A 26,083-nucleotide genomic window follows, 5' to 3' on the forward strand; every position below is an offset into this window, starting at 1 on the left:
ACCCTGTCAATACCTTTTCTAATATTTTTTTATTTTTATTTAATAAAAAAACTTGATAGTCGAACCTGTTACATTAAAACAGATAGCGACTCATCAAGCTTGATTATTATAAAATCGTATTATCTTGAAAATCTTTCAAGTGATTTTTTAAATCTTTAAGCATGGCTCTTCTTCCTTTAAAGCGCTCGTTGCTCATCAACCTCTGATAATTATCCAATCCAACATCATCAAGAGTTCTTTTATAATTGTCAATCGCTTCTCTGAAGGCAACTAACTCATCTAGAAACAATTCTTTTGATTTTAGTCGATGACCAATCTCACTCACTTCTTCATAAGGTTGGCGGTCCAATTTGCGCTTTTGGCTTTCTTGTTTACGAATTTTATCATGTATATGATTCCTGAATTTTGTTTTGAAATATCGATAGAGTTTTTCCTCATCATTTTCAATTCCTTTTTCTTTAAGCAAAAGTTCGTATAAAACTAACATCCCTTCTTGCTCCCAATCGCTATGTTCCCACAAGTGTATATAGTAATCTTTCTTACACTTCCAAACTATCCATTTCACCTTTTCATAAGTAGTTCTAAAATCCATAGTTCCTCCTTAAAATTTACTTGATTTAATTCTACTGTAAATAGAAAGCAAGGTGGACTCTTTCTTCTAAAAAGCATCTTTCTGGAGCTCTTCTGACTCGAATAACTATTTTTAAGTCATTTCAGGCACATATTTAGTCATTTGGGAGGATTGTGCGAAGTATGAAAGCAAGAAAAAAATCAAATGCTTACACATTTGATTTTTTAAACCTAGCTCCGCCAGTAGGACTCGAACCTACGACATCATGATTAACAGTCATGCGCTACTACCAACTGAGCTATGGCGGATTATATAGTCCGTACGGGATTCGAACCCGTGTTACCGCCGTGAAAAGGCGGTGTCTTAACCCCTTGACCAACGGACCATTTCTTGTCCTTCTGCAGAACATATTCCATTATATCAGCTTTTCTTCCTTTGTCAATAATTATTTCAGAAAAAGAGAAAAAAGTTGGAGTTTCTCCAACTTCTTTTACTCGGAACTTTTTTCTTCCATTTTCGTTTTAATTTCATCATAAGAAAGTGCATGAGCTTCTTTATCTAATTCAAGTTCAGACTCTTCTGGCATTTTGCCAGTTTCATACAATGATTTAATCTGATTGCTATCCAAAGTTTCATATTTAAGAAGCGCTTCAGCAATCAATTTATGGGTTTCGCGATGGGACTGGATAATCTCTGCAGCTTTGTTACGAGCTTCATTAAGAAGTTCTCTTACTTCTTCGTCAATCTCATATGCAGTCTGTTCTGAAATTGATTTTTGAGGACTGGCTGCACCAAACATAGCATGATTGCCCTCGTATTGAACCGGACCAAGTTTTTCGCTCATTCCATATTCCGTTACCATACTGCGGGCCATCTGAGTTGCCTGTTCAAAGTCATTAGAAGCACCTGTTGTTTGAACATTAAAGATAATCTCTTCAGCCACACGGCCACCCATAAGACCAGCTAATTGCTCTTTCATATCTTCTTTAGATAGAAGCATTTGGTCTTCCTTAGGCAAGGCAATCATATAGCCACCAGCACGTCCACGAGGTACGATGGTTACCTTATGTACGACACGCGCATTTGACAATACCAAACCAACAATAGTATGTCCGGCTTCATGATAAGCAACCATTTGACGATCGCGTTCGGACACCGTTTTATCTTTCTTAGAAGGTCCTGCGATTACTCTGTCTTCTGCTTCATCAATATCATCGGCATCAATGACTTTCTTGTTACGACGGGCAGCAACCAAAGCAGCTTCATTCAAGACATTTTCCAAATCAGCACCAACAAAACCTGGTGTCTGCTGAGCAACTAGTTTTAAATCAACATTTTTAGCCAGCGGCTTATTCTTAGCATGGACGCGAAGGATAGCTTCCCGACCTTTCACATCAGGACGACCCACCAAGACTTTTCTGTCAAAACGGCCAGCACGCAGCAAGGCTGGATCTAATACATCCGAACGGTTAGTAGCCGCAATAATAATGATTCCTTCATTGCCTTCGAAACCATCCATTTCAATCAAGAGCTGATTAAGGGTTTGCTCACGCTCATCGTTACCACCGCCAAGGCCAACACCACGCTGACGACCGACTGCATCGATTTCATCAATGAAGATAATGGCAGGGGCTGCTTTTTTCGCATCTTCAAATAAAGAACGGACACGGCTTGCTCCAACCCCAACAAACATTTCTACAAAGTCAGAACCTGAGATACTGAAGAAAGGAACTCCAGCTTCCCCAGCAACTGCCTTAGCAAGAAGGGTTTTACCAGTTCCTGGAGGGCCTTCTAGAAGGACACCGGCAGGAATACGAGCACCTAACTTGGTGTAGCGTTTCCGATCTTTCAAAAACTCAACGACTTCTACAAGTTCTTGTTTCTCTTCCTCGGCACCAGCTACATCTGAGAAACGAACCTTGATATCTTCTTTGTTAGCTGCTCGCGCTTTATTGCGGCCAAAATTCATGGCACCGCGGGCACCACCGCCGCCACCTTGATTCATCATGGACATAAAGAAGAAGATGACAATTACAAAAGGAACGATGGAAGTGAGGATTGTAATCCACATTCCGCTTGAACTTTCGCGCTTTATGCTGATTTCAGTGTTATGCTCAGAAGCTAATTTTTGTAAATCAGAAATTGTAATATCTGACGGTAAAATAATACTTGTAAATCTCTCTACTTTAGAAACGTTTGGAGTGAAAAATAAAATCCCTGTATCTTCTTTCGATTCCTGAGGTGTTTTGTATGTACCTGAAATCTCAACGACGCTGCCATTTGGCTGGTAGCTCATCTCTGTGACATTATTTTCCTTAATTCCCTTCACTAATTCTGTGTAATTGATTTGCTGACTGCGACCGCCAGTATCTCCTGAGAAGAAATACTGAAACCCTGTCACTAGGACAACAATAATCAGAATATAGAGAAATGGATTTTTTATAAAACCATTATTTTGCTTATTTTTCATCTATTAATAGTAAACCTTTTATTTTGTATAAACTTCTTCTTTTAAAATACCAATATATGGAATATTACGATAGTTTTCATTGTAATCTAATCCATATCCAACAACAAATTCATTTGGAATTGTGAAACATGTATAATCTGCATTGATTTCAACAACACGGCCTTCTGGTTTATCCAAAAGTGTAGCAATTTTAACTGATGCAGCATTTCTTTCCTTAAACAAATTGCACAGATTTTTCAAAGTCTGACCAGTATCAATAATATCCTCAACAAATAGGATATCACGTCCTGTGATGTCTTGATCAATGTCTTTAATAACATTAATGACACCTGAGCTGGTAGTACCTCCATGGTAGCTGGAGACCAACATAAAATCAAGCTCAATATGTGTGTCAATATGCTTTATTAGCTCAGCCATAAAAGGTACGGAACCTTTTAAGATTCCAACAAAAATTGGATTCTTACCTTGGTAGTCTTTGGTTAATTGCTGACCAAGCTTTTTTGCAGCATCCACGATTTCTTCATGGGAAATCAATATTTTTTTGATATCTTGTTCTAGCATAATTTTACCCATCTATTTTCTGAATATAAAGTACAGTACTCATTATATCACTTTTTAATGCCTTACTCAAATCACTGATAGCAATATTTAAGATTGCTAAAATTTGATGATTTTGTTCCACTATTACAGATGAATTCCGTACTTCAAAGGAAACCTTCTTATCAATAAAAAGACGACGAAGTTTCTTGTGATGATCATTCAGCAAAATACTGTCTCCCTCTTTTCGGAAGCGGAGTGTCAGCGAAGTTTCACGCGAAACAAAAATTTTCTGGATATTTTCACCACTCAAAGGAATCCCGAATGAAAATCGATAATGCCCAAACTCAATCAGATTCTCAAATTCTAACAAAATTGAATCCATTTTTAAATCGGGCTTACGACTGATTTTTTTAATTTCAAAACGCTGGTAATCTTTAACAAGCTCATAGTCTTTTTTCAAAGTGTGCTGATAATTGGCCTTAGTCCGCAGGATGTTTAAAACTTCCTCAAACTGCTGCTTGCTCAGATTCAGACCAGGAAAGTTTTCGAGATAGTTCTGCAATAGAAAACGTTGAACCTGAGGGATTTGCTGATGAAAAACTTGGACATTTTCTATATCTAAATCTCTGGTCAAGTAAGACAAAGCAGTCTGCCAATCTTCGATTTCCTTTCCCAGATACCGCAAAGAATCCTTAAATTGTGGATTTTCTTTTTCTAGATCCGGCAGATAAAGATTGCGAATTCGATTTCTGAGATAGTCATTTTGAAAATTACTGCTATCTTCAAAATGCTGAATATCTGGAAAGTCTGACTTATGAAAAGCAAGCAAAGGACGAATCAGCTCCCCGCAAGCAAAAGACTGGACAGCTTTCATGCCGGACAGATGACGAAGTCTAGCTCCACGCAGCAGCCGCATAAAAACAGTCTCAGCTTGATCATCTGCGTGGTGGGCAGTTACCAAAGCTGTATAGTGCTCCTCTTGCATCACTTTTCTGAAAAAATCATAACGGAACTGCCGAGCAGCATTTTCTGAAAAATTACCAGAAAAACTTGATGTAAAAATCTTTACACCAAGCTCTTCCGCAATCTTTACTAATGCCTTTTCTTCTTGATCTGACTCTGGCCGCTGTTTGTGGTTGACATGAGCAATCGCAAGCTCAATATCCAGTTCTTTTTGAGAATCAATCAACAGCTGCAGTAGCGTCATAGAATCCAGTCCACCTGATACAGCAACCAAAACTTTTCGATGGTCTTGGAAATACTTTTTCTCCTGCATTTTTTTTAGAAATTCTTGCTTAATCATTTCAGGACTCCATAGACATCGTCTGCTATCTGAGAAATATTATCGTAGGTTGAATTATTAGTAAAAATGACAATGATAAAAGGAGAATCTGTATAAACAATCGCAGCATCATGCTTGAAATCATAGGCGTCGCCAATTTTATGGGCCACTTTAGCGTCAATATTTTTAGAAATCCGCTGATTATCATAATTTGTCTGAGACAAGGCATCGATAATCATGCCATTTTGCTCATAGATAGCTTCCAAAACATTTCCAGCCATACGTGAAGATGCTTGTCTTTCTTCCACATCCCATTTCTTTCCAACTATTTTGTTGATAGTCTGCTGAAAATTTTTATCAGATTGATTGGTCGCATAATAGCCTAAAATATTGTGGGCGACATTATCTGATTCTTTGGCCACTCGATTTATCAAATCCTGAACCGAATATTCCTTATCATCAGCTGACTTAGCAATGCTGCCACTTCCTTCTGGTTCGTAAGCACCAGCAAAATCATTGACTGCTCCAATATACTTGAACTTCTGATCTAAGGAAAGTTTTTTCTGATCCAGCTGTTCCTGCACATAGTAAAGATAAGGCAGTTTGGTCACACTGGCCGAATACATCTCTTGATCTTGATTGATTCCAGCTTCTTTGCCTGTGTCCAGCTGTTTTACATAGATGGAATAGTCAGCCTTATTATATTTGCTACTCAAAATTTCTTGAACTTTGTCCATTCGATTATCAGTCTCATCCAGAAATTCCATAGAGACCCAGCCCTGTCCATCAACCTGGGCATAAGTTCCTTTGACAGTCTGGACAATTTGAACAATCGTCACTTTTGTATATGGAGCTAATGTTGTATTGACTTTTTTAGCTCCGTTGATATTGACTTTATCATAGAGAATGAAGCCAGGTTTCAGCCACATTTCCTGATGAACATCTTCGATTGATTGAACAGTATCTTCGTAAATTGTATTTTTATCCGCTATTACAAACTGCCCATTTTTCAGCTTGAAAATCGGAACTTCTTCTTCATTTACATAAAATCCTGCTATTTGAATAGGCTGGTCTGGAACTAGCTTTCCAGCAGTCTTACTCAGAGTAGAATCTGTAAATGTAGGAGTTTCTTCATAAACATTAGGATTTGTCGGGATGCTATCATAATAGCGTCCATACGTAGTGCTTGTAAAATGATATTTTTCTTCCTCGTCTAATACGAAATCTTTTTCGGTACTAATAACTGTGATACTGCTAAATAAAGCTGGCAGCAAAAATATCAGTAACAAAAGCTTACGCATGTTTTCCCCTTTCCTCTTGATTTTCTTGAAGTTTCAAAGCTTGATTTTTTTCAGCCAGTTCTTCCAATTTCTCATCTGAAAAGGTCAAGAACTGCTCAATTGTTTTTAGTAAATCTTCCATAACTACTGCGGCAATAAATCTGGGATAGTATAAATGTACTCACCCTCTTTTGAAAAAGAGTATTTAGCGCGTGCATACTTAGCAGCATAGCTATCATCTTTTAATTTGGCTGCTATATCAGATTGATAGACCTTTTCTTCGCTGAGCGCTTGATATTTCTCCTGAAGTTTAGAATACTGTTCACGACGCTGCAGCAAGGTTTGATAACTATGGTATAAATTATAGGTAGGTAGAATAAATAAGAGGATAACCAAAATCAGAACCCAGCCCATAAAACGGTTGCGTTTCCGCCGTTCCTGATCCACATATCTGCGGCGTTGATTTTCATCTTGAATAAAACGATTATTGAGTTGAACGATATTTTTAGGCATCTTCTTCTATCCTTGTTTCACTGACGATTTCATACATCTTAGCTGCATCTTCTTTTTTGGTACTGTCTTTCATCTCTAAAACCTTTACAGTCAAGAGTTTATTACCAAAGCGTACTTCAACCAAGTCATCCACTTTCAAATCTGTTGAGCTCTTGGCCAAGATACCATTCACCTTTATCCGACCCTTGTCAGCTACTTCTTTAGCTACTGGACGTCGCTTGATAATCCGTGACACTTTCAAATATTTATCTAATCTCATCCTATTACCTCATTTTCTCTTAATTTATTATTCTACCATTTTTTGAGAAAAATAGAGCTTAAAAAGCCAAACTTTACTGAATTGTAACCTTTATTCTGCCTTGCGCTGTTTAATTTCCAGCATCTTTTCTCCAAAATTAACCAGACCTTCTAAAATCTCATAATCTTTTTTGTTCTTCACATCAAAAATCACTTCAATCAAGCCATTTTTTTCGCCAATTCGAGCCTTTAAATTCGTCATCGAAAGTGCTTCAAAATAATCCTGCGTCAGATAAAGCTGCTGCGAAATTTTCTCAAAATGAATAATTACTGCATTCTGCTGGCGTTCCACTGACTTTACAAAAGCCTGATCTAAATAAGACTTAGCAAGTCCAATCTCCAACAGATAGGCTACAACATCAGGATACTCCCCAAAGCGATCAATCAATTCATCTTGTAGATTTTCATAGTTTACACGACTGTCAATCTCACGAATTCTCTTGTAAATTTCAATCTTCTGTCTTTCATCAGAAATATAGGCACTAGGAAGATAGGCATCAATATGCAGATTAAGTTCTGCATTGCTTTTTTGACGCTTGTTTTCTCTCCCCTGTTTTTTAGCAATGGCTTCTTCTAGAAGCTGTGAATACATCTCAAAACCAACAGAATCAATAAAGCCAGATTGCATACTTCCTAGAATATTGCCAGCACCCCGAATAGATAAATCTCGCATGGCAATCTTAAAACCAGAACCTAACTCTGTAAATCCTTTAATAGCCTCTAGACGCTTTTCAGAAACTTCTGTGAGGATCTTATCTGGTCTGTACATCAGATAAGCGTAGGCAATCCGATTGCTGCGGCCAACTCGTCCACGAAGTTGATACAAGGTTGACAGCCCCATATGGTCAGCATTTTCTACAAACAAAGTATTGGCATTTGGGATATCAACTCCAGTTTCAATAATGGTAGTGGTCACCAAAATATCATATTCTCCATTGATGAAATCCAGTAACGTATTTTCTAAACGAATTTCACTCATTTGGCCATGAACATAACCTATAGAAGCTTCTGGGATTAACTCTCTTAACTCTGAAACCTTCTGTTCGATTGTGTCAACCTTATTGTAAAGGTAGTAAACCTGTCCACCTCGGTCTATTTCACGTAAGACAGCTTCTCGAATCACTGTAGGATTACTTTCTAAAACATAGGTCTGAACAGGATAGCGATTGGTTGGCGGGGTCTCAATGACTGACAAATCTCGGATACCCAGCATAGACATATGAAGAGTTCGAGGAATAGGAGTTGCTGTCAAGGTTAGGACATCAACTTTCTTTTTCAATTCCTTTAATGTTTCCTTGTGCTTAACTCCAAAACGCTGCTCCTCATCAATGATGATCAAACCTAAATCTGCAAATTCTACATCTTTGGATAAGAGTCGGTGGGTTCCAATGATAATGTCAACTTGTCCCTTCTGCAGCTTCTCCAGGGTCTGTTTTTGTTCTGCCTTACTCCTGAAACGGCTGAGTACCTCGACATTGACCGCAAAATCATTAAAGCGTTCTTTAAAGTTAGTATAGTGTTGCTGGGCTAAAACCGTTGTTGGAACTAATACAGCTACTTGTTTATGATTATTGACAGCCTTAAAAGCAGCCCGCATAGCTACTTCTGTTTTCCCAAAGCCGACATCACCAACTAAGAGCCGATCCATCGGACGACTGCTTTCCATATCCTTCTTCACTTCCTGAATACTTCTTAGTTGGTCCTCTGTTTCAACATAAGGAAAATCATTATCAAATTCATCTTGATTGGAATCATCCGCTGAGAAAGCAAAACCTTTTAGCTGGCTGCGTTCAGCATATAGTTTAATCAAATCATCCGCAATATCCTGAACCTGATGCTGAACTTTTTGCTTACTCTTCTGGAAACGACCGTCATTTAGCTTATTTACCTTAGGTGTTTTTCCATCGCTGGCAACATATTTTGATAGGAGATCAATCTGGTCAACTGGAATCGAAATACGATCAGAGTTTTGATATTGAATCGTTAGATAATCACGGTGGACACCAGAGATTTCAATCGTTTCAATCCCCAGATAACGTCCTATCCCATGAATATTATGGACAACATAATCCCCTTTTTCTAGCTCATTATAATCTTTCAGTCGTTCGGCATTTGAGATATTCTGTCGCCGGATTTTTCGTTTTATTTTCTTGTGAATAATTTCGTACTCTGTAATAAGAACAATTTTCTCATCTACGAAATTAAAACCCTGAACAAGATTTCCTCCTATAAGCTGAACTGCAATTTTGTGAATCTCAGCCTCTTTTATATAGTCTAAATGAATATCATATTCCTGTAAATTTTTATGTAAACTTTGTAAACCTGCCGAAGAATTTGCTTGTAAGATTATTGTATAGCCAGATTTTTTGTAACGATTAATTTCTTCCTTAAGCAAGGGAAACTGACTGAAAAATTCTTGCATTGGATACTGATTGAATTGATACAAAGTATCAAATTTCAAATTTCCCAAACCTTTTTGAAAGCTTGAAAAGAAAGTTGCTGGTTTATATTGACGATAATCTTGGTACTTATCTGCAAAATATTTTTGACTTGATAAAGCTTTACAATTTTGTAAATCATCTGTCAACAAACTAGCTGTTTCCAGTTCAAATTGAGCATGTCGATCCACAATTTTTTGAAAATCATCAAAAAACACAGGGCTATGAACAGGTAAATAGTCTAAAATAGTCCACTCTTTCTGATAAAAATAGGAAAGGAATTTACGAATATCTGCATGATGAAACTCCTCTTTGGCACTGATTAGTAACTCTTCTAAGTAAGATTTCAAAGCAGGATCAACAGCTTTTTCTAAAATAGCTTCCAGATTTTCTCGTCCTCGAGCATAATCTTTCTCAGAAAGCAGGATATCAGAAGCAGGTTTAATCAAAATACTTTCTATATTCTCAGTTGAAGTTTGATTTTCTGGATTGAAAATCCGAATACCATCAATTTCATCGCCAAAAAACTCCAGTCGATAGGGAGAGTCTGCCGAGCGCTCAAAAATGTCTAAGATATCTCCTCTTAGACTATATTCTCCTTGGCTTAAAACTTGGGATACCTTCTTGTATCCTGATCTTAACAACATCTTTACAAGATTATTTAGGTCATATTCTTGTCCAACTGTCAAATTTATGTTGATTTTTTTAAAATCAATTGGATCAGGCAAGAGTAATTTGCTAGCTGCAACATTAGTAACTAGAATTCCAGACTTTTGATGATCTATTAAAAAGTTCAGAGCATCTAATCTGGAAAATATTTTTTCCTGTGAGGCAAAAACAAATTCTGCTATAGGAGTATCATCTGCTAAGAAAGTATAGACCTTGTCTTCTCCCAACAAAGAAATCAAATCACTAGCCAAACGATCTGCTTCATTTTGACTAGAAGTTAGCGCAAGGATTTTATCCGCTTCTTCTAATCCAGCCGCTATAGTAATTGCTTTTGTTGATGCAGACAATCCCATTATCAACTGTCTGCTGCTTTTATGGAGATTTTTCTTCCAATCTGAAATTTGCTGGTTTTGACAAAATAAGTCAATCAGGTTCATTTTATTATCCATTGTATTTCTGCATTGTTTGTTCAAAATTGCCTGACTGTAAATAATAATTTACAGCATTGTCAACCTTATCAAGAGTATTCAGAATCGTTATATAATCATCTTTATCAAATTTTCCTAGAACATGGTGAACCACTGTCACACCTTCTTTTGGACGGCCAATACCTATCTTTATCCGTTTAAACTCTTGACTTCCAATGTGTTTGATAATAGATTTAATACCGTTATGACCACCAGCTGAACCCTTGCTGCGCAAACGAATCTTACCAACTTCCATATCCAAATCATCATAGATGACCAATAAATCCTCTATATCTAAACCATAGTATGCCAGTAAAGCTTGAACGGCCTTTCCGCTCTCATTCATAAATGTAGTTGGTTTTACAAAATAGACTTTTTCACCATTTAGAAAAGTAGAGGCAATATCTGCTTGAAAGATTTTATCAGTTGTGAAATTTAAATCAAGATCTTTACAGAACTTGTCAACTAGCATAAAACCAACATTATGTTTGGTTTCAATATATTTTTCTCCTGGATTTCCCAGACCAACTATTAACTTTACCATTTTTCTCCTTTATAAAAGCCAAAAGGGCTGGAAAAAATTTCCAACCTAGAATTTTTAGACTTTACAAATACTTTACACATTAAATCTAAATTCCATAATATCGCCATCTTGAACGATATATTCTTTTCCTTCTTCGCGCAAACGTCCAGCCTCTTTAACTGCTTTTTCGCTGCCATAGTGCACTAGGTCATCATAAGACATAGTCACTGCTCGAATAAAGCCTTTTTCAAAGTCTGAGTGAATAATGCCAGCTGCTTGCGGAGCTTTCATTCCACGCTTAAAGGTCCAAGCACGCACTTCCTTTTCACCAGCTGTAAAGTAGGTTCCAAGTCCCAACAGATGATAAGCTGCTCTGGTCAGTTTATCCACACCTGATTCTGTCAAGCCGATAGCTTCCAGAAATTCTGACTTATCTTCATCGTCCAATTCAGAAATTTCTTCCTCTGCACGCGCTGAAATGACAACAACTTCAGCATTTTCTGTAGCTGCAAATTCACGAATCTGCTTCACATAGTCAATATTATCTGGATTGGCCACCTCATCTTCACTGACATTGGCCACATAGAGAACTGGCTTAGTCGTTAAGAGAAAGAGCCCTTTGACAATTTTTTGCTCTTCTTCTGTGAATTCAATTGTGCGAGCTGACAGACCATCTTCCAAGACAGGCTTAATTTTCTGTAAAACATTAAATTCTGCCACTGAATCCTTATCTTTTTGGGTACGAGCCATCTTCTCTACACGCGCATAACGTTTATTAATACTTTCTAAGTCTGCTAAAATCAATTCTAGATTAATGGTCTCAATATCTGCCATTGGATCTACAAATTCAGACTCACGCCCCTGTTCCCGCATAACATTTTCATCATCAAAGGCACGTACTACATGAACGATAGCATCTACTTCACGGATATTGGCCAAAAATTTATTCCCTAGCCCTTCTCCTTTTGAAGCACCTTTCACAATTCCAGCAATGTCAGTAAATTCGAAGGTTGTTGGAACTTTCTTCTGTGGTTTGATAAGTTCTGTTAATTTATCCAAACGTGCATCCGGAACTTCTACCCGCCCTACATTTGGATCAATTGTCGCAAAAGGGTAATTAGCTGCTTCTGCACCTGCTTTTGTAATTGCATTAAATAAAGTTGACTTACCAACATTGGGTAAACCAACGATTCCTGCTGTCAAAGCCATTCTTATCTTCTCCATTCATCTTTTCAATCCAAACCATTATACCATAAATCCTTATCCTAAACAGCGGATTTGAGTTATTTTTCTAGCTTTCTTTACAGAAATGTAAAATAAATTGAAGAAAAAAATGGTATAATATAGCTAATATTCTTATTAAAGGAGTTCCTAATGAAAAAGAATACTTTCAAAACACTTTTTCTTTCTTTCCTTGCGGTTTCCGCTTTGTTTGTTTTAGCTGCCTGCAGCAGTCCTAAAAAAGCTTATTTCCAGCTGATTGACAAAAATACTAAGCAGGATAGTCGCATCACTGTTGAATACAAAGGTGATGAGCTGCTTACAAACGAAACAAACAACACCTTCTACTATAAACCAGTTGGCTTGACAAAAGACACTGCTAAAGAGCAAACAGAAGCTTATGCTAAATCTATTGAGGGTATCAAAGGATTAACTCATAAAATCGAGTACAAAGATGATTATTTAACAGAAAAACTGACAATCGATTTCAGCAAAGCTGATATTGAAGAACTACAAAGTAAACAGCTTCTTCAAACATCTGGCAATCAAAAAGCAGATTATATCAGTTACAAAGAAACTGCTAAATTACTCGAAAAAGCAGGTTATAAAGAAGTTAAAGACGGTAAATTTGAAGATCTTAAATAAAAGTAAAATGGATAGGACCTAGAAAGTCCTATCCATTTTTGATTGAAAAATAAGAAAAAAATCTAAATCTAATCTTCAGCAATGCAAATTAGTTTTCCACAATAGCATTTACAATGACTTTTCGTCTAATCAATTATTTTCTTCATTTTTCTTTCAAAATCGTGACGACTCATCATCACAAGATGTTCACAATTGGTGCAACGGATTTTGATATCTGCACCAACCCTTGTGATTTCCCAGCGATTCGCCTTTTTCCCAGTCGATTTAATTGTGCAGGCATGGGGCTTTTTCATTTCTACAAAATGACCAATTTCATACATTTTTTTCTCCTTTCAAGGAACTATCATAGTCCAGGAAGAAATATTAAGCATCTATCATGCTTTGTAAATGAAAAGAGCTTAGGACCAAGAATTAAAAATCTGTAACTTGGCCCACTGCTTTTCATCTTAATTAGTTCTGACAGGTGTAATCAGCTGAATAAAGTTTTCTGTATCTTCACTCGGTACCAAGGTGAAAGGACGAACGGATGAGATAAAACTAATCGTTACTTTTTCACTGTCAATAGCCTTCAAAGCATCAATCAAATAAGTTGGATTAAAGCTAATAGTCAAATCTTCGCCAGTTACACTTTCTGTATCAATTTCTTCGTTAACACGGCCAACCTCTGGTGAATTTACATGGGCACTGACAATACCGCCTGCAATCTCCAGTTTAACTGTTCCATTCTGTGTGGCATTAGACAAGAGACGAGCACGTTCCATCGCTGCACGCAAATCAGAAGTATTGAAAGTAAGGACACTTGTAAATTCAGTCGGAATCAAGCGATCTGTATCTGGATAATTGCCTTCTAATAGGCGGGTGTAGAAGCTGATATTTTCGCTTCTGAAAAGAATTTGATTGTTAGCAAAGAAAACCTCTACCGTTTCAATTTCATCGGTAAAAACAGCCGTAAATTCCCGTAAAGAGCGACTTGGAATGACTACGTCGAAATTATCTCCATTTTTCTCCAGAGTAATTTTCTTTTGACTCATTCTGTGGGAGTCTGTCGCAACAGTCTTCAAAGAACGGTTATCTGTCAAAACAAAGTGAACACCAGTTAAAATTGGACGGCTTTCCTGAACACTGGCTGCAAAGGCTGTTTCGTTAATGACATCTTTGAGAATTTTTGTTTCAAGAACCAAGGGATTGCTGACAGAAATTTCCTGGATTCGTGGATACTGGTCAGCGTCTTTTCCTTTCAGGGTAATCTCTGATTTGCCGCTAGTCAAAACGATTTGTTTTTGTTCAATTTCTTTAAAATCCAAAATAATATCTGGCAGGCTAGAAACAACATTAATAAAGAAAGTCGCTTCTAATAAAATTGAACCTGTTGAGTTGACAAGCAAGCCTGCATTTTCATTTTGAGTAGAAATAAAGTTTTCAATCGACACTTGTCCATTCGATCCGATTAAAGTGATTCCTTCTTTGGTAACATCGATTTTTACAGTAGAAAGAATAGGAATTGCATTTTTATGACTGATAGCCCTTTTAGTGGTATTTAACGCTTGTAAGAAGAGATTTTTATTAATAGAAAAATGAATCATGGGATCTCCTTTTTATTTATTTATGATTATAAGATTAATAGTAATAGTAGTTTATGTGAATTCTGTGGAAAAATAGCTTAGTCCTTATTCTAACAAGTTTTGAGACTTGTTCACAAAGTGTGGATAAGTTTTGAAAAAATTCTGTAGTTTTCCACACGCTATTTAATTTTATTCTTGATGCTTTCAATTTCTAAACGTAAATTGTCATCTGATTCAATCATAGTTTTGATTTTTCCATGCGCATGGATAACAGTCGTATGATCTTTCCCGCCAAATTCACGACCAATTTTAGGCAGACTGTTGTCAGTCAGTTCACGAGTCAGATACATAGCTACCTGTCTAGCTAAAACTATATTTTGTACTCGACGGCTTCCTTTCATCTCTTTGACACTAACACCATAGAATTTCCCAACTTCAGACTGAATCTTATCAATCGGGATAACTGTCACCTGGCTTGAATCCTGCTTGCGTGCTCGAATAGCCTCTGCAGCGATATCAATAGTGATTTCCTTCAGATGACGAACTCTAGCGATGAGACTGATGTCATTCAAAGCGCCTTCCAAGTCGCGGACATTGGAGTCGAACTGTCCCGCAAGATATTCCAAGGTATCATTCGGGAAAATATAATCCAAATCTTCAATTTTGTTTCGCAGAATTGCAATTCGTGTTTCAAAATCTGGCGGTGTAATATTCTGAGTTAATCCCCATTTGAAACGTGTTACCAAGCGTTCTTCTAAATTGTCAAGATGATCAGGACTGCGGTCGCTGGTTAAAACAATCTGTTTATTTTCACCATGAAGAGCATTGAAAGTGTTGAAAAATTCTTCCTGAGTTGAAACTTTTTTTCCTCCCAAAGATTGAATGTCATCAATCAGCAGAAGATCCAGACTACGATAGATTTTTTTAAAGCTATCCATTTCTCCCAATCTTAAATGTTCGAGGAAGTCGTTAATAAAGGTTTCAGCCGGTATATACTTGACACGCGCATCTGGAATATTTTCTAAAATCTGATTGCCAATAGCATTTAATAAATGAGTTTTGCCCAGGCCAGGCCCTCCGTAGATAAAAAGAGGATTATAGGTTGTGGCTAGATTCTCAGATACCGCCAAGGCAGCAGCTTTAGCCCAGATATTTCCGTCTCCCTGAACAAAATTGTCAAAGGTATATTTTGACTTTAAGCCAGTATCAATAGGTGGCAAGCTTGGCTGAACAGTGCTGATTTGAGGACTGGTTACTGCAGATTTAGGTGTATCAATGTTAGTTTCTTCTTCAAAAATATACTTTCCAGCAATCTGATCATTAAAAATCTCAAATCCTGCAGTAAGAATAACTCCTACTAAGTTTTGCTCCCAAAATAATTGTTTTACTGGACTATCCAGGAAAATAACAGCTTGTTTTTCTTCAACTGTGATAAGCTTGGCTTCAGCAACAAAGAAATCATAAGTTGTCTGTTTTAGCTGAGCATGAGCCAATTCTAAAATACGATTCCAAAAGTCCTGTTCTTTGGTCATAACTTCCCTCCTTTTCTATAATTTTCTGATTTATACGCATCTTATTTTATCATAAAGGTTCAAAGTTTTCCACAAGAACTGAAAAAGAATTCACATTGTTAGCTGAAGTTATCCACAGAATGTGAATAAAGTTTAAATTTCTTATTTTAATGGGCTTTCTAATTGATTTAACAGTGGATAATCTTGTTATTTTTAAAAAAGAAAATAACAGTTTTATTTAAAACTGTTTATAATTCTTTGATATTCTTCTTCGCTTTCAAAAGGAATAATTAGCTTTCCTTTACTCTGGCTTTTTAACTGAATAGAAACTTCCAGACCGAGAATTTTTTTAATTTTTTCCTCTTCAGATTTAGCAAACAGTTCCTTATTAGGTTTCTTTTTGAGAATCTTTTTTTGCTGGAGAAGCTTTTCAACTGCTCGAACTGATAAATCTTCTCGACAGATCTTTTCCAGCCATAGTAACTGTTCTTCTTCTTTTAAGGGGACTAGCAGGCGAGCATGTCCTTGAGATATCTCTTCTTCCTTGATAGCTTGACGAACTTCTTTGGATAATTGTAAAAGTCTGACAATATTGCTGATATAGGGTCTAGATTTTCCCATGATTTTAGCAATTTCATCATGTGTCAAGCCTTTGTCAATCAAATTTTGATAAGACTCAGCTTCTTCTATAGGATTCAAGTCTTCTCTTTGAAGATTTTCGATAATGGCCTGTTTCAGCATGTCATCATCAGATAATTCTTTGACGATAGCTGGGATCGTTTCTAGGTCAAGAAAAGAGGCAGCTCTAAATCTCCGTTCTCCTGCTAAAATTTCATAACCAAAAAGCGAAGATTTCCGAAGAATGATTGGCTGAATGAGACCATTTTCTTTGATTGATGCTGCTAATTCTTCAATCTTTTTTTGTGAGAACTCTTTACGAGGCTGATAAGGGTTGGTTCGAATATCTTTAAGTGCAATATATTGAAAGTTTTCCATTTGTATATAGAATAACACACCTTTACGATTGTGTAAAGGTGTGTTGACAATCTTGTAAATAGGTTAATTTGAGCTTAGTTCTTTTGTTGATTTAGTGAGTTTGATTTTTGTTTTATCAATTCGGCCATTACGATAGTATGTAACTTCAATCTCATCTCCAATGTCATGTTTATATAGTGCAGATTGTAAATCAATTGTAGATTCAATATCTGAATCATCAATTTTCGTAATGACGTCATATTTTAAAAGCTTATTATCAGCAGGCATCCCCTCTTGAACTGATCGAACTAGAACACCTGATTTTACTTTAGCAGGTAAATTAAGTTTGGATAAATCTGATGAAGTTACGTTTGCTAAATCTAACATTTGAATACCTAATGCTGGTCTAGTAACTGTTCCATTTTTCTCAAGCTGATTTATAATACTTACGACATCATTAGATGGTATTGCAAATCCCATCCCTTCAACAGAGGTTTGACCATTTGTTGAAATTTTACTTGAAGTAATCCCAACAACTTGTCCTTGGATGTTAATTAATGGGCCGCCAGAGTTACCAGGATTGATTGCAGCATCTGTTTGCAGTGCAGTTGTTGAAATATTTTCTCCATTTTCAGATTGTAACGTAACGTTTCTACCTAGACTAGAGATGATTCCTTGTGTAACAGAGTTAGCATATTCTGTTCCAAGAGGACTTCCGATAGCGATAGCTGTTTCACCAACTGTCAGAGATTTAGAATCTCCAAACTCTGCGACATCAGTCACTTTTTCAGAACTAATTTTAACAACAGAAATATCAGAGTAAACATCAGAACCAACTACTTCTCCTGGTGTCTTACTACCATCAGCTAGTAGAATATCCACATTAGTTGATCCGTTTAAAACATGAGTATTTGTTACTAAATAAGCATTCTTTCCTTCTTTTTTATAGATTACGCCAGAACCTTCACTAGAAATTTGAGACTCATCTGTGTTCGTTTCATCATTTATGAAGCCACGAGATGAATTAGCATAAGTAATTACTGAAACAACGGCATTTTGAACCTTTTTCACAGCTTTTGAAATGTCTGTAGAGTTTTTATATGAATTAGATACACTAGTTGTTGAATTTCCATTCATTTTTACACGTGAAGTTACTAATGTAGTAACATAATTTCCTAAACTTCCGCCGATAAAACCTACAATTAATACTGCAAAAAGCAATAAAGTTTTTTTGATGGCATTTGAAGAGTTTTTCATGTTTTCCTCCTTGAATTACAATTGATGAAATTATAGTTAGCTAAACTTAATTATAACTTAAATTCTTTAAGTTTTCCACACCTTGTGGAAAACTTAGAAAAACTGTTGATAGGCATTAGAAAATACACAGATTGGCCGATTCCCAGATAAATTTTACTTGTTAATAAAGTGTGAAGTATAGATGAATATGATAGAATAAACTTATGAAAATAAAACTTGTAACAGTTGGAAAACTGAAAGAAAAATATTTAAAGGATGGAATTGCTGAATACATGAAGCGTCTCAATCGATTCTGCAAGGTGGAAATGATTGAGCTAGCGGATGAAAAAACACCTGATAAAGCTAGTGATTTAGAAAATCAGCAGATTCTTGAAAAAGAAGGAAATAAAATTCTGGCTAAAATCAATGAGCGTGAATTTGTTATTGTTTTAGCAATTGAAGGAAAGCAATTTCCATCAGAAAAATTTAGTCAACTCATGATGGATGCGACAGTACGTGGTTTTTCTGATATCACTTTTGTTATCGGCGGAAGTTTAGGTTTATCTCCTACTGTAAAAAAACGGGCAAATCTTCTGATGAGTTTTGGCAAATTAACGCTACCTCATCAACTGATGCGCCTTGTTTTAATAGAGCAAATTTATCGAGCTTTTATGATTCAGCAGGGGAGTCCTTATCATAAGTAATCTTGACGGCAACCCTATTTTCTGATAGAATGAGATGGTATTGGTCTCATAGCTCAGCTGGATAGAGCATTCGCCTTCTAAGCGAACGGTCGCAGGTTCGAATCCTGCTGAGATCAGAAAGGCAAAAAAATGCGAAATATTTTACAATATTTCGTGTTTTTTTCTTCTATTTTTTTGGTATAATGTCATTTTGGGGATAAAAAATGACATTTCAGGGAAAATTTTCACTAACTCTTTCTATTTTTCTATAATGATAAATGTAAGGTGACTTACAAGATAAAAAGATAGGAGATAGTTATGAAAATCTATTCTTTTCAAATTGCTGCAAATAGCAATTCACTTGTTCAAACCTTTTGGGATTTAAGAGGTGTTCCAAATCCATGGGGTTGGATTTTTGGAAGATAAGAATTTTAAAGTTTAGAGGAGAAATTTATGTCACTTGAAATAATTGGATTAATTATTCATCCTTTTATTAATGTAGCTTCATTTTTAGTGATTTTATCAAAAATAACTAAAATTAAGCATACTCGCTTTTTTGTAGCTGTTTGCTTTGGTCTTGAGATTATAGTTCCGTTTATAATTGCTTTTTTAGGACACATATTTTCATTTTCTAGCACAATTCCATCATATACACTGTCATTTTTTCTCCCTCTATTTTTAGTTTGGTATTTTTGTAGAGTTGAAAAAATTAAAAAATATCAATCTTTCTTACTTTCCTTCTTTTTATGTCTGTCAATTGATAGTTCTACTACTTTCTTTTCAGTTATTATTTCATCTGTTTTAGGAGATGATTTTGTAGCTCAGTACATGGGCTTGTTTCTGACATGTATCAACTTAATATCCTTGTTCTTTATGGTAAAGGTTATCGATATTTTTGATTTCAGAATAGATTATCTTAAAAGAAGTTTCTTTAAATCTCAGATTCTAATGATTAGTAGTTTATATGCAATGAATTGGCTGATTTTAAATCTCTCTCACTGGATTAGTAATATAAATCATTTCAACAGTTTTAGCAGTATGATTGCTACTATTTGTTTCTTGGCCTTTCTTTCTACCTTGGTGACATTCAAGGACAGCCGTGAGAAATACGAGAAAGAAGAGCGTTTGCGTCAAAAAGAATCTGAGCAGCTTCGACTTCAGGAATATACTGATGAAATTGTGAGATTGTACTATGAAATCAAAGGATTTCGTCATGATTATGCTAGCATGCTGACAAGTATGCAAGTTGCTATTCAAACTGGAGATATCAAGGAAATTGAGCACATTTATCAAGAGGTCTTGGCTGATGCAAACTTGAACCTGCGTTCAGATAAATATACAGTTTTTGATTTGAATAATGTAGGAGATTCAGCTTTAAGAAGTGTCATGACTGAGACAATCTTTCAAGCGCGTGAACATCAGATTCAGCTGACTTTTGAAGTTAAGGATAAAGTGGAACGCCTTCCAATCAAGTTGTTAGATCTGGTCAGAATTGCTAGTATTTTATTAAATAATGCTATTGAGAGTGCCATTGACAGCCTGGAAAAAATTGTCCATGTTTCTCTGGTTCAACTGGATGATAGAACCATTTTTGTTGTTCAAAATTCTCGTAAAGAAGGAAAATTGGATTTGGAAGAACTCTATCAGCTGGAATTTTCAACTAAAGGAGAAAATAGAGGCTATGGATTGAATAACATCAAGGAAATTTTAGATAGGTATGAATTTATCACTCTTGATACACAAATTGAGCCAAGCAATTTTACACAGATTTTAACAATTAGGAGATAGAATTTATGAAAGTGTTAGTTTTAGAGGATACCGTATCTCATCAAGTCAGGATGGAAATGACATTAGCAGAAATTGCTGAGGAACTTAGAATTGACATCCAAGTTCAGGTTACAGGAAAAATCAAAGAATTCAAAAAATATATTGAAAATGGAGACGTTAACCAGCTTTATTTTTTGGATATTGACATTAAGGGGGAGGAAACAAAAGGGCTGGAAGTAGCTCAATTTATCCGTCATCATAATCCTTATGCCATTATAGTTTTTGTAACTTCAAAATCTGAATTTGCTACTATGACTTTTAAATATAAAGTATCAGCACTTGATTTTATCGATAAAGATATCAACAATGATGCTTTTAAAAATAGAATCAAAGACAGTATTCTTTACACTAAGAGTACACTAATTGAAAATACCAATATGGTAGATTATTTTGAATATAGTTATCGTGGCAATGATGTTCGAATGCCTTATAACGATATTTTGTATATCGAAACGACAGGGAGCTCTCATAAACTTCGGATTGTCGGTAAAAATTTTCTCAAGGAGTTTTATGGAACGATAACAGATATTCAAGAAAAAGATCAGCAATCTAAACGATTTTTTTCACCACATAAATCTTATCTGGTTAATATTGGCAACATTGTTGATTATGACAAGAAAAATCGAGAAATTATTTTTTACGAAAATCATCGCTGTCCGGTCACTCGTTTAAGAGTGAAGTATCTGAAAGATATTTTCGAAAATAAAGGGAAAAGAGTTGACAAAGCTTAAAAACCTGATATAATGGAATATGTTCTGAAATAGAGCATACCATATGGTCCGTTGGTCAAGGGGTTAAGACACCGCCTTTTCACGGCGGTAACACGGGTTCGAATCCCGTACGGACTATATTATCCGGCATAGCTCAGTTGGTAGTAGCGCATGACTGTTAATCATGATGTCGTAGGTTCGAGTCCTACTGCCGGAGCTAGAGACACTCCTAGTGGGTGTTTTTTTTTATTGTTTAAGAAAAGGCCTTCACTAGCATTTTAATGAAGAGCCTTATTTTTTATATATTTATATTCTCTGTCGTTTTCTATGTAGAAAATTATAGCAAACAAATAAGATTATGCCAGATATGAAGGCAATGCCACCTTCTTTTAGTCCATTAGGAATGAAAGTGAGAACAACATTTCCTTCTCCTTTTTTCACATCCAATTTCATAAAGCCGTTTTGAGCTCGTTTTAGTGTGACAGGCTTCCCGTTAAGAGTGGCTGACCATCCCTTATCATAAGGAATGGTAAAGAATAATGAAGTATCCTTTTCCGCTCTATAGTTTGTTTTTACTGTGTTTAAATCAGTATTTGTGGAAACGGGCTGTTCTTTTAATTTTTGAATGACATTTTGATATTGCTCAGTATTAACGGCAAAAAATTCTGGTGTATCAAATGAAACTGTTGAATTGTCTGGGAATGTAAAGCGAATAGATACTGTTTGACTTTGACTGAAATAGCCAGCATTAAAGAAAGGAAAAACATTATTAGTTGTATAACGTTCTGTAAAGTTATTGACAGTAATGTCAATATCTGTCTGATCATCATTACTAAAATCAATCCCAGCAACATTAACATATAGTTGACTGTTAGCAGGTACATTGACAGTATAGATTACACTAGCAAAGCTTGTATTATGTTCTCTGTCAACATCCACAGTCACTCTGTTGCCAATTTGCTTGACATTTTCATTAGTAGTTATAGCATCTACTTTATCATAATATTTAAAATCAAAGCCAGTCAATTGATTCAAAAATTCTGTCTGATTATCTAAAGTCAAATTTGTAAACTTGACATCCTGGTAAACATCATTGGTCAGAAAAGCTAAACCAAGTGCAGCATCATTTTGATAGAGAGACATTTCTTTTTCACTTTTCTCAGGAAGAAAACCAAATTTTTGAGGATCTGTTTCAGATAGATTGTAGCGAACACCAAAAATACTGTCCATTAAAATACTGTTGTTTTGATAACGAAGATTCAGATTTGTTCCTGCTGATTTAAAACCAAGTTTATCTAAAGTAGAACTTGCCTGAGTATTTCGAACAGATGAGAACTGGGAAATTCCATTGTAGTTGAATTTCATACTGTCATTTCCTGTTTGTGGATTCAATCTTTCAGTTCTAAAAAAGTCAATATTTTCCTTTTTGGAATAATTGACAAGCTTGTCAATCTCGTCAAGGTGACTAGAATAAGATGAACGAGTGGCAAATACCCATTCTTTAGCAATTCCTCCAACTTGATAATAGGAATTAAGCGACAGTTCAAAAATAACAAAGAAGAGCAAGACAGGGAGAATGATTTTTGGTTGAATAGAAGATTTTGCTAAGACAAAGCTAATCAAGAGATAAGCCAGCAGAAATTCTAATGTTAGAATATAATTCTCAGGACCCAAAAAGTCATAATGTTTTCTCTGAATAAAAGTAATAATAAATCCAAGGCTGAGCAAAGTGAAACTAATGGCAACATTCATTAATTTCACGTCTTTCCAACGATTTAAAGTCTCAGCAGCCATATAGATAACTACCAGAGAAAATAGCCAAGAATAACGGTGAAGAAACATGTTCGGAGCATGCATTCCCTGCCAAAGTAAGTCTAAATATTGAAGATAAAAACTAGCTATGAAAATTGCAATGAGTAAAAAGTAGCAAAGTTTCACGTGAAACTTAACAGATTTTAAGTTGAAAAATAAGATAGCCAGAATCAAGGGGAAGGTGCCGACATAAATCATAGGGATAGAACCATACTTGGTTGTATCAAAACTGCCAATAAAATTTTTAGCAAACACATCTAAGAACCAACTTTTTTCTGTCAACAAAGAAGAAACTTTTGTTAAGGTTTCACCATGAGTACTTATGTCTAGGTAAGTTGGCAGAATCATGATTAGGCTAGTCAGACTTGCTAAAGCAGATACAACTGTAAAGTCAAGTACGCTTTTAATTCTATTTTTGAAATCCCAAGATAATTGAAGAAGGTACCAAAAGACCAAAAAGATTGCCATCATATATCCAAAATAATAATTTTGGATGAAGAGAATTGACAGTGTTGTAAAGTATAGTACTCTTCCTTTTCCAGTTATCAATCTATGTAAACCTAGCACTATCAAAGGTGCAAGGATAAACACATCCAGCCAGGTTTTTATTTCCAATTGACTGACTGAAAAACTCATTAAAGAAAATGAAGTTGAAAGAGTGATGATGAGTAAAGCTGGAATCTTTTTGAATATTCCTTTGATGCTGATAAAGGTTGAGAGTCCAATCAATCCAAACTTGATTAAGGTAAATAGATAGACGGCATCTGGCATTGATTTTAAATCAAAGAAATAAACTAAGGGAGATAAGAAGCTACCTAAATAATAACTGGATAAAGCATAGAAATTCTGCCCAAGTCCGCTAGAGAAAGTATAGAAAATACTATCTGTGCCATGGAGGATATTTCTTAGGTTAGTGTCAAAAATGACATATTGATGAAAACCGTCACCAAGCAAGGGAGACGTTTCGCTATTCCAGTAAATTCCATACATCAAGTAGACAAAGAACATGATGAAAAATGGAAGAAAGAAGGCACAAAAATAAGGCCAATTTTTTTTAAAATATTCTTTAATGTAATTCATATTTCTTATATAGAAAGAGGCAGAAACGTTGTTTCATGCCTCTGTAAAGCTTTGTAAATATAAGTTGACAAGGAATTAATCTTTCCAAAGTTCCTTGACTTTTGCCTGAACTTCTTGATTTTCCAAGAATTCATCATAGGTTTCGTCAATGCGGTCAATGACACCGTTTTTAGATAAGACAATGATATGGTTGGCCAAGGTTTGAATAAATTCATGGTCGTGACTGGCAAAAATAATGGATCCTTTGAAGTTTTTCAATCCATCATTTAAGCTGGAGATTGATTCCAAATCTAAGTGATTGGTTGGGTCGTCTAAGACTAAAACGTTGGATTTAAGCAACATCAACTTAGATAACATAACCCGAACTTTTTCTCCTCCTGACAAGACATTGACAGACTTGTTAACCTCATCTCCAGAGAAAAGCATGCGCCCAAGGAATCCTCGAAGGAAGGTGTTGTCATCCTCTTCTTTGCTAGCAAATTGTCGTAGCCAGTCAAGGATTGACTCGCCACCAGCAAAGTCACGAGAATTATCTTTTGGCAGATAAGATTGACTGGTTGTGACACCCCACTTGACAGTTCCTTCATACTCAATATCACCCATTAAGGCACGAATCAAAGCTGTTGTTTGGATGTCGTTTTGGCCAATCAAAGCTGTTTTATCGCCAGGACGTAAAATGAAGTTAATATTATCAAGAATAGTTTCTCCGTCTATCTTGACAGAAAGGTTTTCCACTGTCAAGAGATCATTACCGATTTCACGTTCTGCTTTAAAGCTGATAAATGGGTATTTACGGCTAGATGGAACAATTTCTTCTAACTCAATCTTGTCAAGCATCTTTTTACGAGAAGTTGCTTGTTTTGATTTTGAAGCATTGGCAGAAAAGCGAGCAACAAATTCTTGAAGTTGCTTGATTTTTTCTTCTGCTTTGGCATTTCGGTCAGCTAGAAGCTTAGCCGCTAGTTCGCTTGATTCTTTCCAGAAATCATAGTTTCCGACATAGAGTTTGATTTTTCCAAAGTCAAGGTCGGCCATATGAGTGCAGACTTTATTCAAAAAGTGACGGTCGTGGGATACAACAATAACTGTATTGTCAAAATTGATAAGAAAGTCTTCCAACCAAGTAATAGACTGAATATCCAAACCGTTAGTTGGCTCGTCCAGAAGTAAGACATCAGGTTTACCAAAAAGGGCTTTAGCTAAGAGTACCTTAACCTTGTCTCCGTTAGAGAGCTCGCTCATATTTTGGTAGTGAAGATCTTCCGGAATATTGAGATTTTGCAATAATTGAGAGGCTTCACTTTCAGCTTCCCAGCCACCTAGTTCAGCAAACTCTCCCTCAAGCTCGGCCGCACGTACACCATTTTCATCAGAAAAATCAGGCTTCATATAAATAGCATCTTTTTCTTTCATGATGTTGTAGAGATGCTCATTTCCCATGATTACAACATCAATAGCCCGTTCTTCTTCATAGTCAAAGTGGTTCTGGCGAAGGACTGAAAGACGTTCATTTGGTCCTAGAGAAATGTGGCCTGTTGTTGGCTCGATATCACCAGCTAAAATTTTTAAAAAGGTTGATTTTCCAGCGCCGTTAGCTCCAATCAATCCATAAGTATTTCCTTCTGTAAATTTGATGTTGACTTCATCAAACAATTTTCGGTCACTGAAACGCAGTGATACATCTGATACTGTAAGCAATGTCTTTCTCCTATATATATAATCTTCTTCATTTTACTAGAAAACAGAACTTTTTTCAAATAATTCTGAGATA

23 protein-coding genes and 5 tRNA genes are annotated in these 26,083 nt (G+C 35.9%); 8 read left to right on the forward strand and 20 right to left on the reverse strand.

What is annotated here, in order from left to right; genetic code table 11:
* Positions 1-106: 106 nt before the first annotated feature.
* The 13 genes from MK370_RS09990 to ychF all read right to left on the reverse strand — a co-directional run bounded on the left by MK370_RS09990 (position 107) and on the right by ychF (position 12,259).
* Positions 107-592 (reverse strand): sigma-70 family RNA polymerase sigma factor, encoded by a 486-nt coding sequence (locus MK370_RS09990; RefSeq protein WP_002894314.1) that lies wholly within the window; start codon positions 590-592, stop codon positions 107-109.
* 213 nt (positions 593-805) lie between these two features.
* Positions 806-879, reverse strand: a tRNA-Asn gene (locus MK370_RS09995).
* Between the two features lie 5 nt (positions 880-884).
* A tRNA-Glu gene (locus MK370_RS10000) sits at positions 885-956 on the reverse strand.
* A gap of 105 nt (positions 957-1,061) precedes the next feature.
* Entirely contained in the window at positions 1,062-3,041 is a 1,980-nt protein-coding gene (gene ftsH, locus MK370_RS10005) for an ATP-dependent zinc metalloprotease FtsH (RefSeq protein WP_268685125.1), read from the reverse strand.
* 18 nt (positions 3,042-3,059) lie between these two features.
* A complete protein-coding gene (gene hpt, locus MK370_RS10010; RefSeq protein WP_268685225.1) occupies positions 3,060-3,602 on the reverse strand; it encodes a hypoxanthine phosphoribosyltransferase in 543 nt (180 codons plus the stop codon).
* Positions 3,603-3,606: 4 nt separating this feature from the next.
* Positions 3,607-4,884 carry a tRNA lysidine(34) synthetase TilS gene (gene tilS / locus MK370_RS10015; protein WP_268685126.1) on the reverse strand — a complete coding sequence of 426 codons (1,278 nt, stop codon included), beginning with the start codon at positions 4,882-4,884 and terminating at the stop codon, positions 3,607-3,609.
* Positions 4,881-6,164, reverse strand: coding sequence for a serine hydrolase (locus MK370_RS10020; RefSeq protein WP_268685127.1), 1,284 nt, complete (start codon positions 6,162-6,164; stop codon positions 4,881-4,883). Before MK370_RS10020 ends, tilS begins: the two co-directional genes overlap by 4 nt.
* Positions 6,157-6,285, reverse strand: a complete 129-nt coding sequence (locus MK370_RS10025; protein WP_268685128.1) for an SP_0009 family protein — start codon at positions 6,283-6,285, stop codon at positions 6,157-6,159. Before MK370_RS10025 ends, MK370_RS10020 begins: the two co-directional genes overlap by 8 nt.
* Positions 6,286-6,287: 2 nt before the next feature.
* Positions 6,288-6,656 carry a septum formation initiator family protein gene (locus MK370_RS10030; protein WP_268685129.1) on the reverse strand — a complete coding sequence of 123 codons (369 nt, stop codon included), beginning with the start codon at positions 6,654-6,656 and terminating at the stop codon, positions 6,288-6,290.
* Positions 6,649-6,915: an RNA-binding S4 domain-containing protein gene (locus MK370_RS10035; protein ID WP_002894302.1), complete on the reverse strand. Its 267-nt coding sequence runs from the start codon at positions 6,913-6,915 to the stop codon at positions 6,649-6,651. The genes MK370_RS10030 and MK370_RS10035 overlap by 8 nt, the downstream gene beginning before the upstream one ends.
* Before the next feature lie 90 nt (positions 6,916-7,005).
* Entirely contained in the window at positions 7,006-10,509 is a 3,504-nt protein-coding gene (gene mfd, locus MK370_RS10040; protein WP_268685130.1) for a transcription-repair coupling factor, read from the reverse strand.
* A complete protein-coding gene (gene pth / locus MK370_RS10045; protein ID WP_268685131.1) occupies positions 10,502-11,071 on the reverse strand; it encodes an aminoacyl-tRNA hydrolase in 570 nt (189 codons plus the stop codon). Before pth ends, mfd begins: the two co-directional genes overlap by 8 nt.
* A 72-nt stretch (positions 11,072-11,143) precedes the next feature.
* On the reverse strand, positions 11,144-12,259 hold the full coding sequence (ychF, locus tag MK370_RS10050; RefSeq protein WP_268685132.1) for a redox-regulated ATPase YchF: 1,116 nt from the start codon (positions 12,257-12,259) through the stop codon (positions 11,144-11,146).
* Positions 12,260-12,424: 165 nt separating this feature from the next.
* Here ychF and MK370_RS10055 point away from each other — a divergent pair, with 165 nt between their 5' ends.
* On the forward strand, positions 12,425-12,916 hold the full coding sequence (locus MK370_RS10055; RefSeq protein WP_268685133.1) for a DUF1307 domain-containing protein: 492 nt from the start codon (positions 12,425-12,427) through the stop codon (positions 12,914-12,916).
* A gap of 125 nt (positions 12,917-13,041) precedes the next feature.
* Here MK370_RS10055 and MK370_RS10060 read toward each other — a convergent pair whose 3' ends face one another.
* The 5 genes from MK370_RS10060 to MK370_RS10080 all read right to left on the reverse strand — a co-directional run bounded on the left by MK370_RS10060 (position 13,042) and on the right by MK370_RS10080 (position 18,221).
* Positions 13,042-13,236, reverse strand: coding sequence for a DUF951 domain-containing protein (locus MK370_RS10060; protein WP_049552985.1), 195 nt, complete (start codon positions 13,234-13,236; stop codon positions 13,042-13,044).
* 126 nt (positions 13,237-13,362) lie between these two features.
* On the reverse strand, positions 13,363-14,499 hold the full coding sequence (gene dnaN / locus MK370_RS10065) for a DNA polymerase III subunit beta (RefSeq protein WP_268685134.1): 1,137 nt from the start codon (positions 14,497-14,499) through the stop codon (positions 13,363-13,365).
* Positions 14,500-14,657: 158 nt separating this feature from the next.
* The gene (dnaA, locus tag MK370_RS10070) at positions 14,658-16,010 is read right to left on the reverse strand and encodes a chromosomal replication initiator protein DnaA (RefSeq protein ID WP_268685135.1); all 1,353 of its coding nucleotides are present in this window, start codon (positions 16,008-16,010) and stop codon (positions 14,658-14,660) included.
* A 213-nt stretch (positions 16,011-16,223) separates the two neighbouring features.
* Positions 16,224-16,985, reverse strand: coding sequence for a ParB/RepB/Spo0J family partition protein (locus MK370_RS10075; protein ID WP_268685136.1), 762 nt, complete (start codon positions 16,983-16,985; stop codon positions 16,224-16,226).
* A gap of 63 nt (positions 16,986-17,048) precedes the next feature.
* A complete protein-coding gene (locus MK370_RS10080; RefSeq protein WP_268685137.1) occupies positions 17,049-18,221 on the reverse strand; it encodes a S1C family serine protease in 1,173 nt (390 codons plus the stop codon).
* A gap of 203 nt (positions 18,222-18,424) precedes the next feature.
* Here MK370_RS10080 and rlmH point away from each other — a divergent pair, with 203 nt between their 5' ends.
* From rlmH to MK370_RS10115, 7 genes are all read left to right on the forward strand, one after another.
* Positions 18,425-18,904, forward strand: a complete 480-nt coding sequence (gene rlmH / locus MK370_RS10085) for a 23S rRNA (pseudouridine(1915)-N(3))-methyltransferase RlmH (RefSeq protein ID WP_268685138.1) — start codon at positions 18,425-18,427, stop codon at positions 18,902-18,904.
* A gap of 42 nt (positions 18,905-18,946) precedes the next feature.
* Positions 18,947-19,020 (forward strand) — tRNA-Arg (locus tag MK370_RS10090).
* 181 nt (positions 19,021-19,201) lie between these two features.
* Positions 19,202-19,309, forward strand: a complete 108-nt coding sequence (locus tag MK370_RS10095; RefSeq protein WP_002894290.1) for a hypothetical protein — start codon at positions 19,202-19,204, stop codon at positions 19,307-19,309.
* A gap of 27 nt (positions 19,310-19,336) precedes the next feature.
* The gene (comD, locus tag MK370_RS10100) at positions 19,337-20,671 is read left to right on the forward strand and encodes a competence system sensor histidine kinase ComD (RefSeq protein ID WP_268685139.1); all 1,335 of its coding nucleotides are present in this window, start codon (positions 19,337-19,339) and stop codon (positions 20,669-20,671) included.
* A gap of 5 nt (positions 20,672-20,676) precedes the next feature.
* Positions 20,677-21,441 carry a competence system response regulator transcription factor ComE gene (gene comE, locus MK370_RS10105; protein ID WP_268685140.1) on the forward strand — a complete coding sequence of 255 codons (765 nt, stop codon included), beginning with the start codon at positions 20,677-20,679 and terminating at the stop codon, positions 21,439-21,441.
* Between the two features lie 45 nt (positions 21,442-21,486).
* Positions 21,487-21,558: transfer RNA gene (locus tag MK370_RS10110), tRNA-Glu, on the forward strand.
* Positions 21,559-21,563: 5 nt separating this feature from the next.
* Positions 21,564-21,637: transfer RNA gene (locus MK370_RS10115), tRNA-Asn, on the forward strand.
* An 89-nt stretch (positions 21,638-21,726) separates the two neighbouring features.
* Here the strand turns inward: MK370_RS10115 and MK370_RS10120 are convergent.
* Both MK370_RS10120 and MK370_RS10125 read right to left on the reverse strand, forming a co-directional pair.
* Positions 21,727-24,312: a YfhO family protein gene (locus MK370_RS10120; protein ID WP_268685141.1), complete on the reverse strand. Its 2,586-nt coding sequence runs from the start codon at positions 24,310-24,312 to the stop codon at positions 21,727-21,729.
* A 75-nt stretch (positions 24,313-24,387) separates the two neighbouring features.
* On the reverse strand, positions 24,388-26,010 hold the full coding sequence (locus MK370_RS10125) for an ATP-binding cassette domain-containing protein (RefSeq protein ID WP_268685142.1): 1,623 nt from the start codon (positions 26,008-26,010) through the stop codon (positions 24,388-24,390).
* Between the last annotated feature and the right edge of the window lie 73 nt (positions 26,011-26,083).

Origin of the sequence: Streptococcus sanguinis (assembly GCF_026781265.1) — a bacterium.
Classification (GTDB): domain Bacteria; phylum Bacillota; class Bacilli; order Lactobacillales; family Streptococcaceae; genus Streptococcus; species Streptococcus sanguinis_T.

Excerpts from the sequence above, each read along its gene's own strand:
- ychF (WP_268685132.1), bottom strand. The coding sequence starts at position 12,259 with ATGGCTTTGACAGCAGGAATCGTTGGTTTACCCAATGTTGGTAAGTCA.
- MK370_RS10075 (WP_268685136.1), bottom strand. The coding sequence starts at position 16,985 with ATGGAAAACTTTCAATATATTGCACTTAAAGATATTCGAACCAACCCT.
- pth (WP_268685131.1), bottom strand. The coding sequence starts at position 11,071 with ATGGTAAAGTTAATAGTTGGTCTGGGAAATCCAGGAGAAAAATATATT.
- MK370_RS10025 (WP_268685128.1), bottom strand. The coding sequence starts at position 6,285 with ATGGAAGATTTACTAAAAACAATTGAGCAGTTCTTGACCTTTTCAGAT.
- tilS (WP_268685126.1), bottom strand. The coding sequence starts at position 4,884 with ATGATTAAGCAAGAATTTCTAAAAAAAATGCAGGAGAAAAAGTATTTC.
- dnaA (WP_268685135.1), bottom strand. The coding sequence starts at position 16,010 with ATGACCAAAGAACAGGACTTTTGGAATCGTATTTTAGAATTGGCTCAT.
- MK370_RS10060 (WP_049552985.1), bottom strand. The coding sequence starts at position 13,236 with ATGTATGAAATTGGTCATTTTGTAGAAATGAAAAAGCCCCATGCCTGC.
- MK370_RS10020 (WP_268685127.1), bottom strand. The coding sequence starts at position 6,164 with ATGCGTAAGCTTTTGTTACTGATATTTTTGCTGCCAGCTTTATTTAGC.
- MK370_RS10120 (WP_268685141.1), bottom strand. The coding sequence starts at position 24,312 with ATGAATTACATTAAAGAATATTTTAAAAAAAATTGGCCTTATTTTTGT.
- MK370_RS09990 (WP_002894314.1), bottom strand. The coding sequence starts at position 592 with ATGGATTTTAGAACTACTTATGAAAAGGTGAAATGGATAGTTTGGAAG.
- comD (WP_268685139.1), top strand. The coding sequence starts at position 19,337 with ATGTCACTTGAAATAATTGGATTAATTATTCATCCTTTTATTAATGTA.
- MK370_RS10080 (WP_268685137.1), bottom strand. The coding sequence starts at position 18,221 with ATGAAAAACTCTTCAAATGCCATCAAAAAAACTTTATTGCTTTTTGCA.
- MK370_RS10095 (WP_002894290.1), top strand. The coding sequence starts at position 19,202 with ATGAAAATCTATTCTTTTCAAATTGCTGCAAATAGCAATTCACTTGTT.
- MK370_RS10035 (WP_002894302.1), bottom strand. The coding sequence starts at position 6,915 with ATGAGATTAGATAAATATTTGAAAGTGTCACGGATTATCAAGCGACGT.
- rlmH (WP_268685138.1), top strand. The coding sequence starts at position 18,425 with ATGAAAATAAAACTTGTAACAGTTGGAAAACTGAAAGAAAAATATTTA.
- mfd (WP_268685130.1), bottom strand. The coding sequence starts at position 10,509 with ATGGATAATAAAATGAACCTGATTGACTTATTTTGTCAAAACCAGCAA.
- comE (WP_268685140.1), top strand. The coding sequence starts at position 20,677 with ATGAAAGTGTTAGTTTTAGAGGATACCGTATCTCATCAAGTCAGGATG.
- dnaN (WP_268685134.1), bottom strand. The coding sequence starts at position 14,499 with ATGATTCATTTTTCTATTAATAAAAATCTCTTCTTACAAGCGTTAAAT.
- ftsH (WP_268685125.1), bottom strand. The coding sequence starts at position 3,041 with ATGAAAAATAAGCAAAATAATGGTTTTATAAAAAATCCATTTCTCTAT.
- hpt (WP_268685225.1), bottom strand. The coding sequence starts at position 3,602 with ATGCTAGAACAAGATATCAAAAAAATATTGATTTCCCATGAAGAAATC.
- MK370_RS10055 (WP_268685133.1), top strand. The coding sequence starts at position 12,425 with ATGAAAAAGAATACTTTCAAAACACTTTTTCTTTCTTTCCTTGCGGTT.
- MK370_RS10030 (WP_268685129.1), bottom strand. The coding sequence starts at position 6,656 with ATGCCTAAAAATATCGTTCAACTCAATAATCGTTTTATTCAAGATGAA.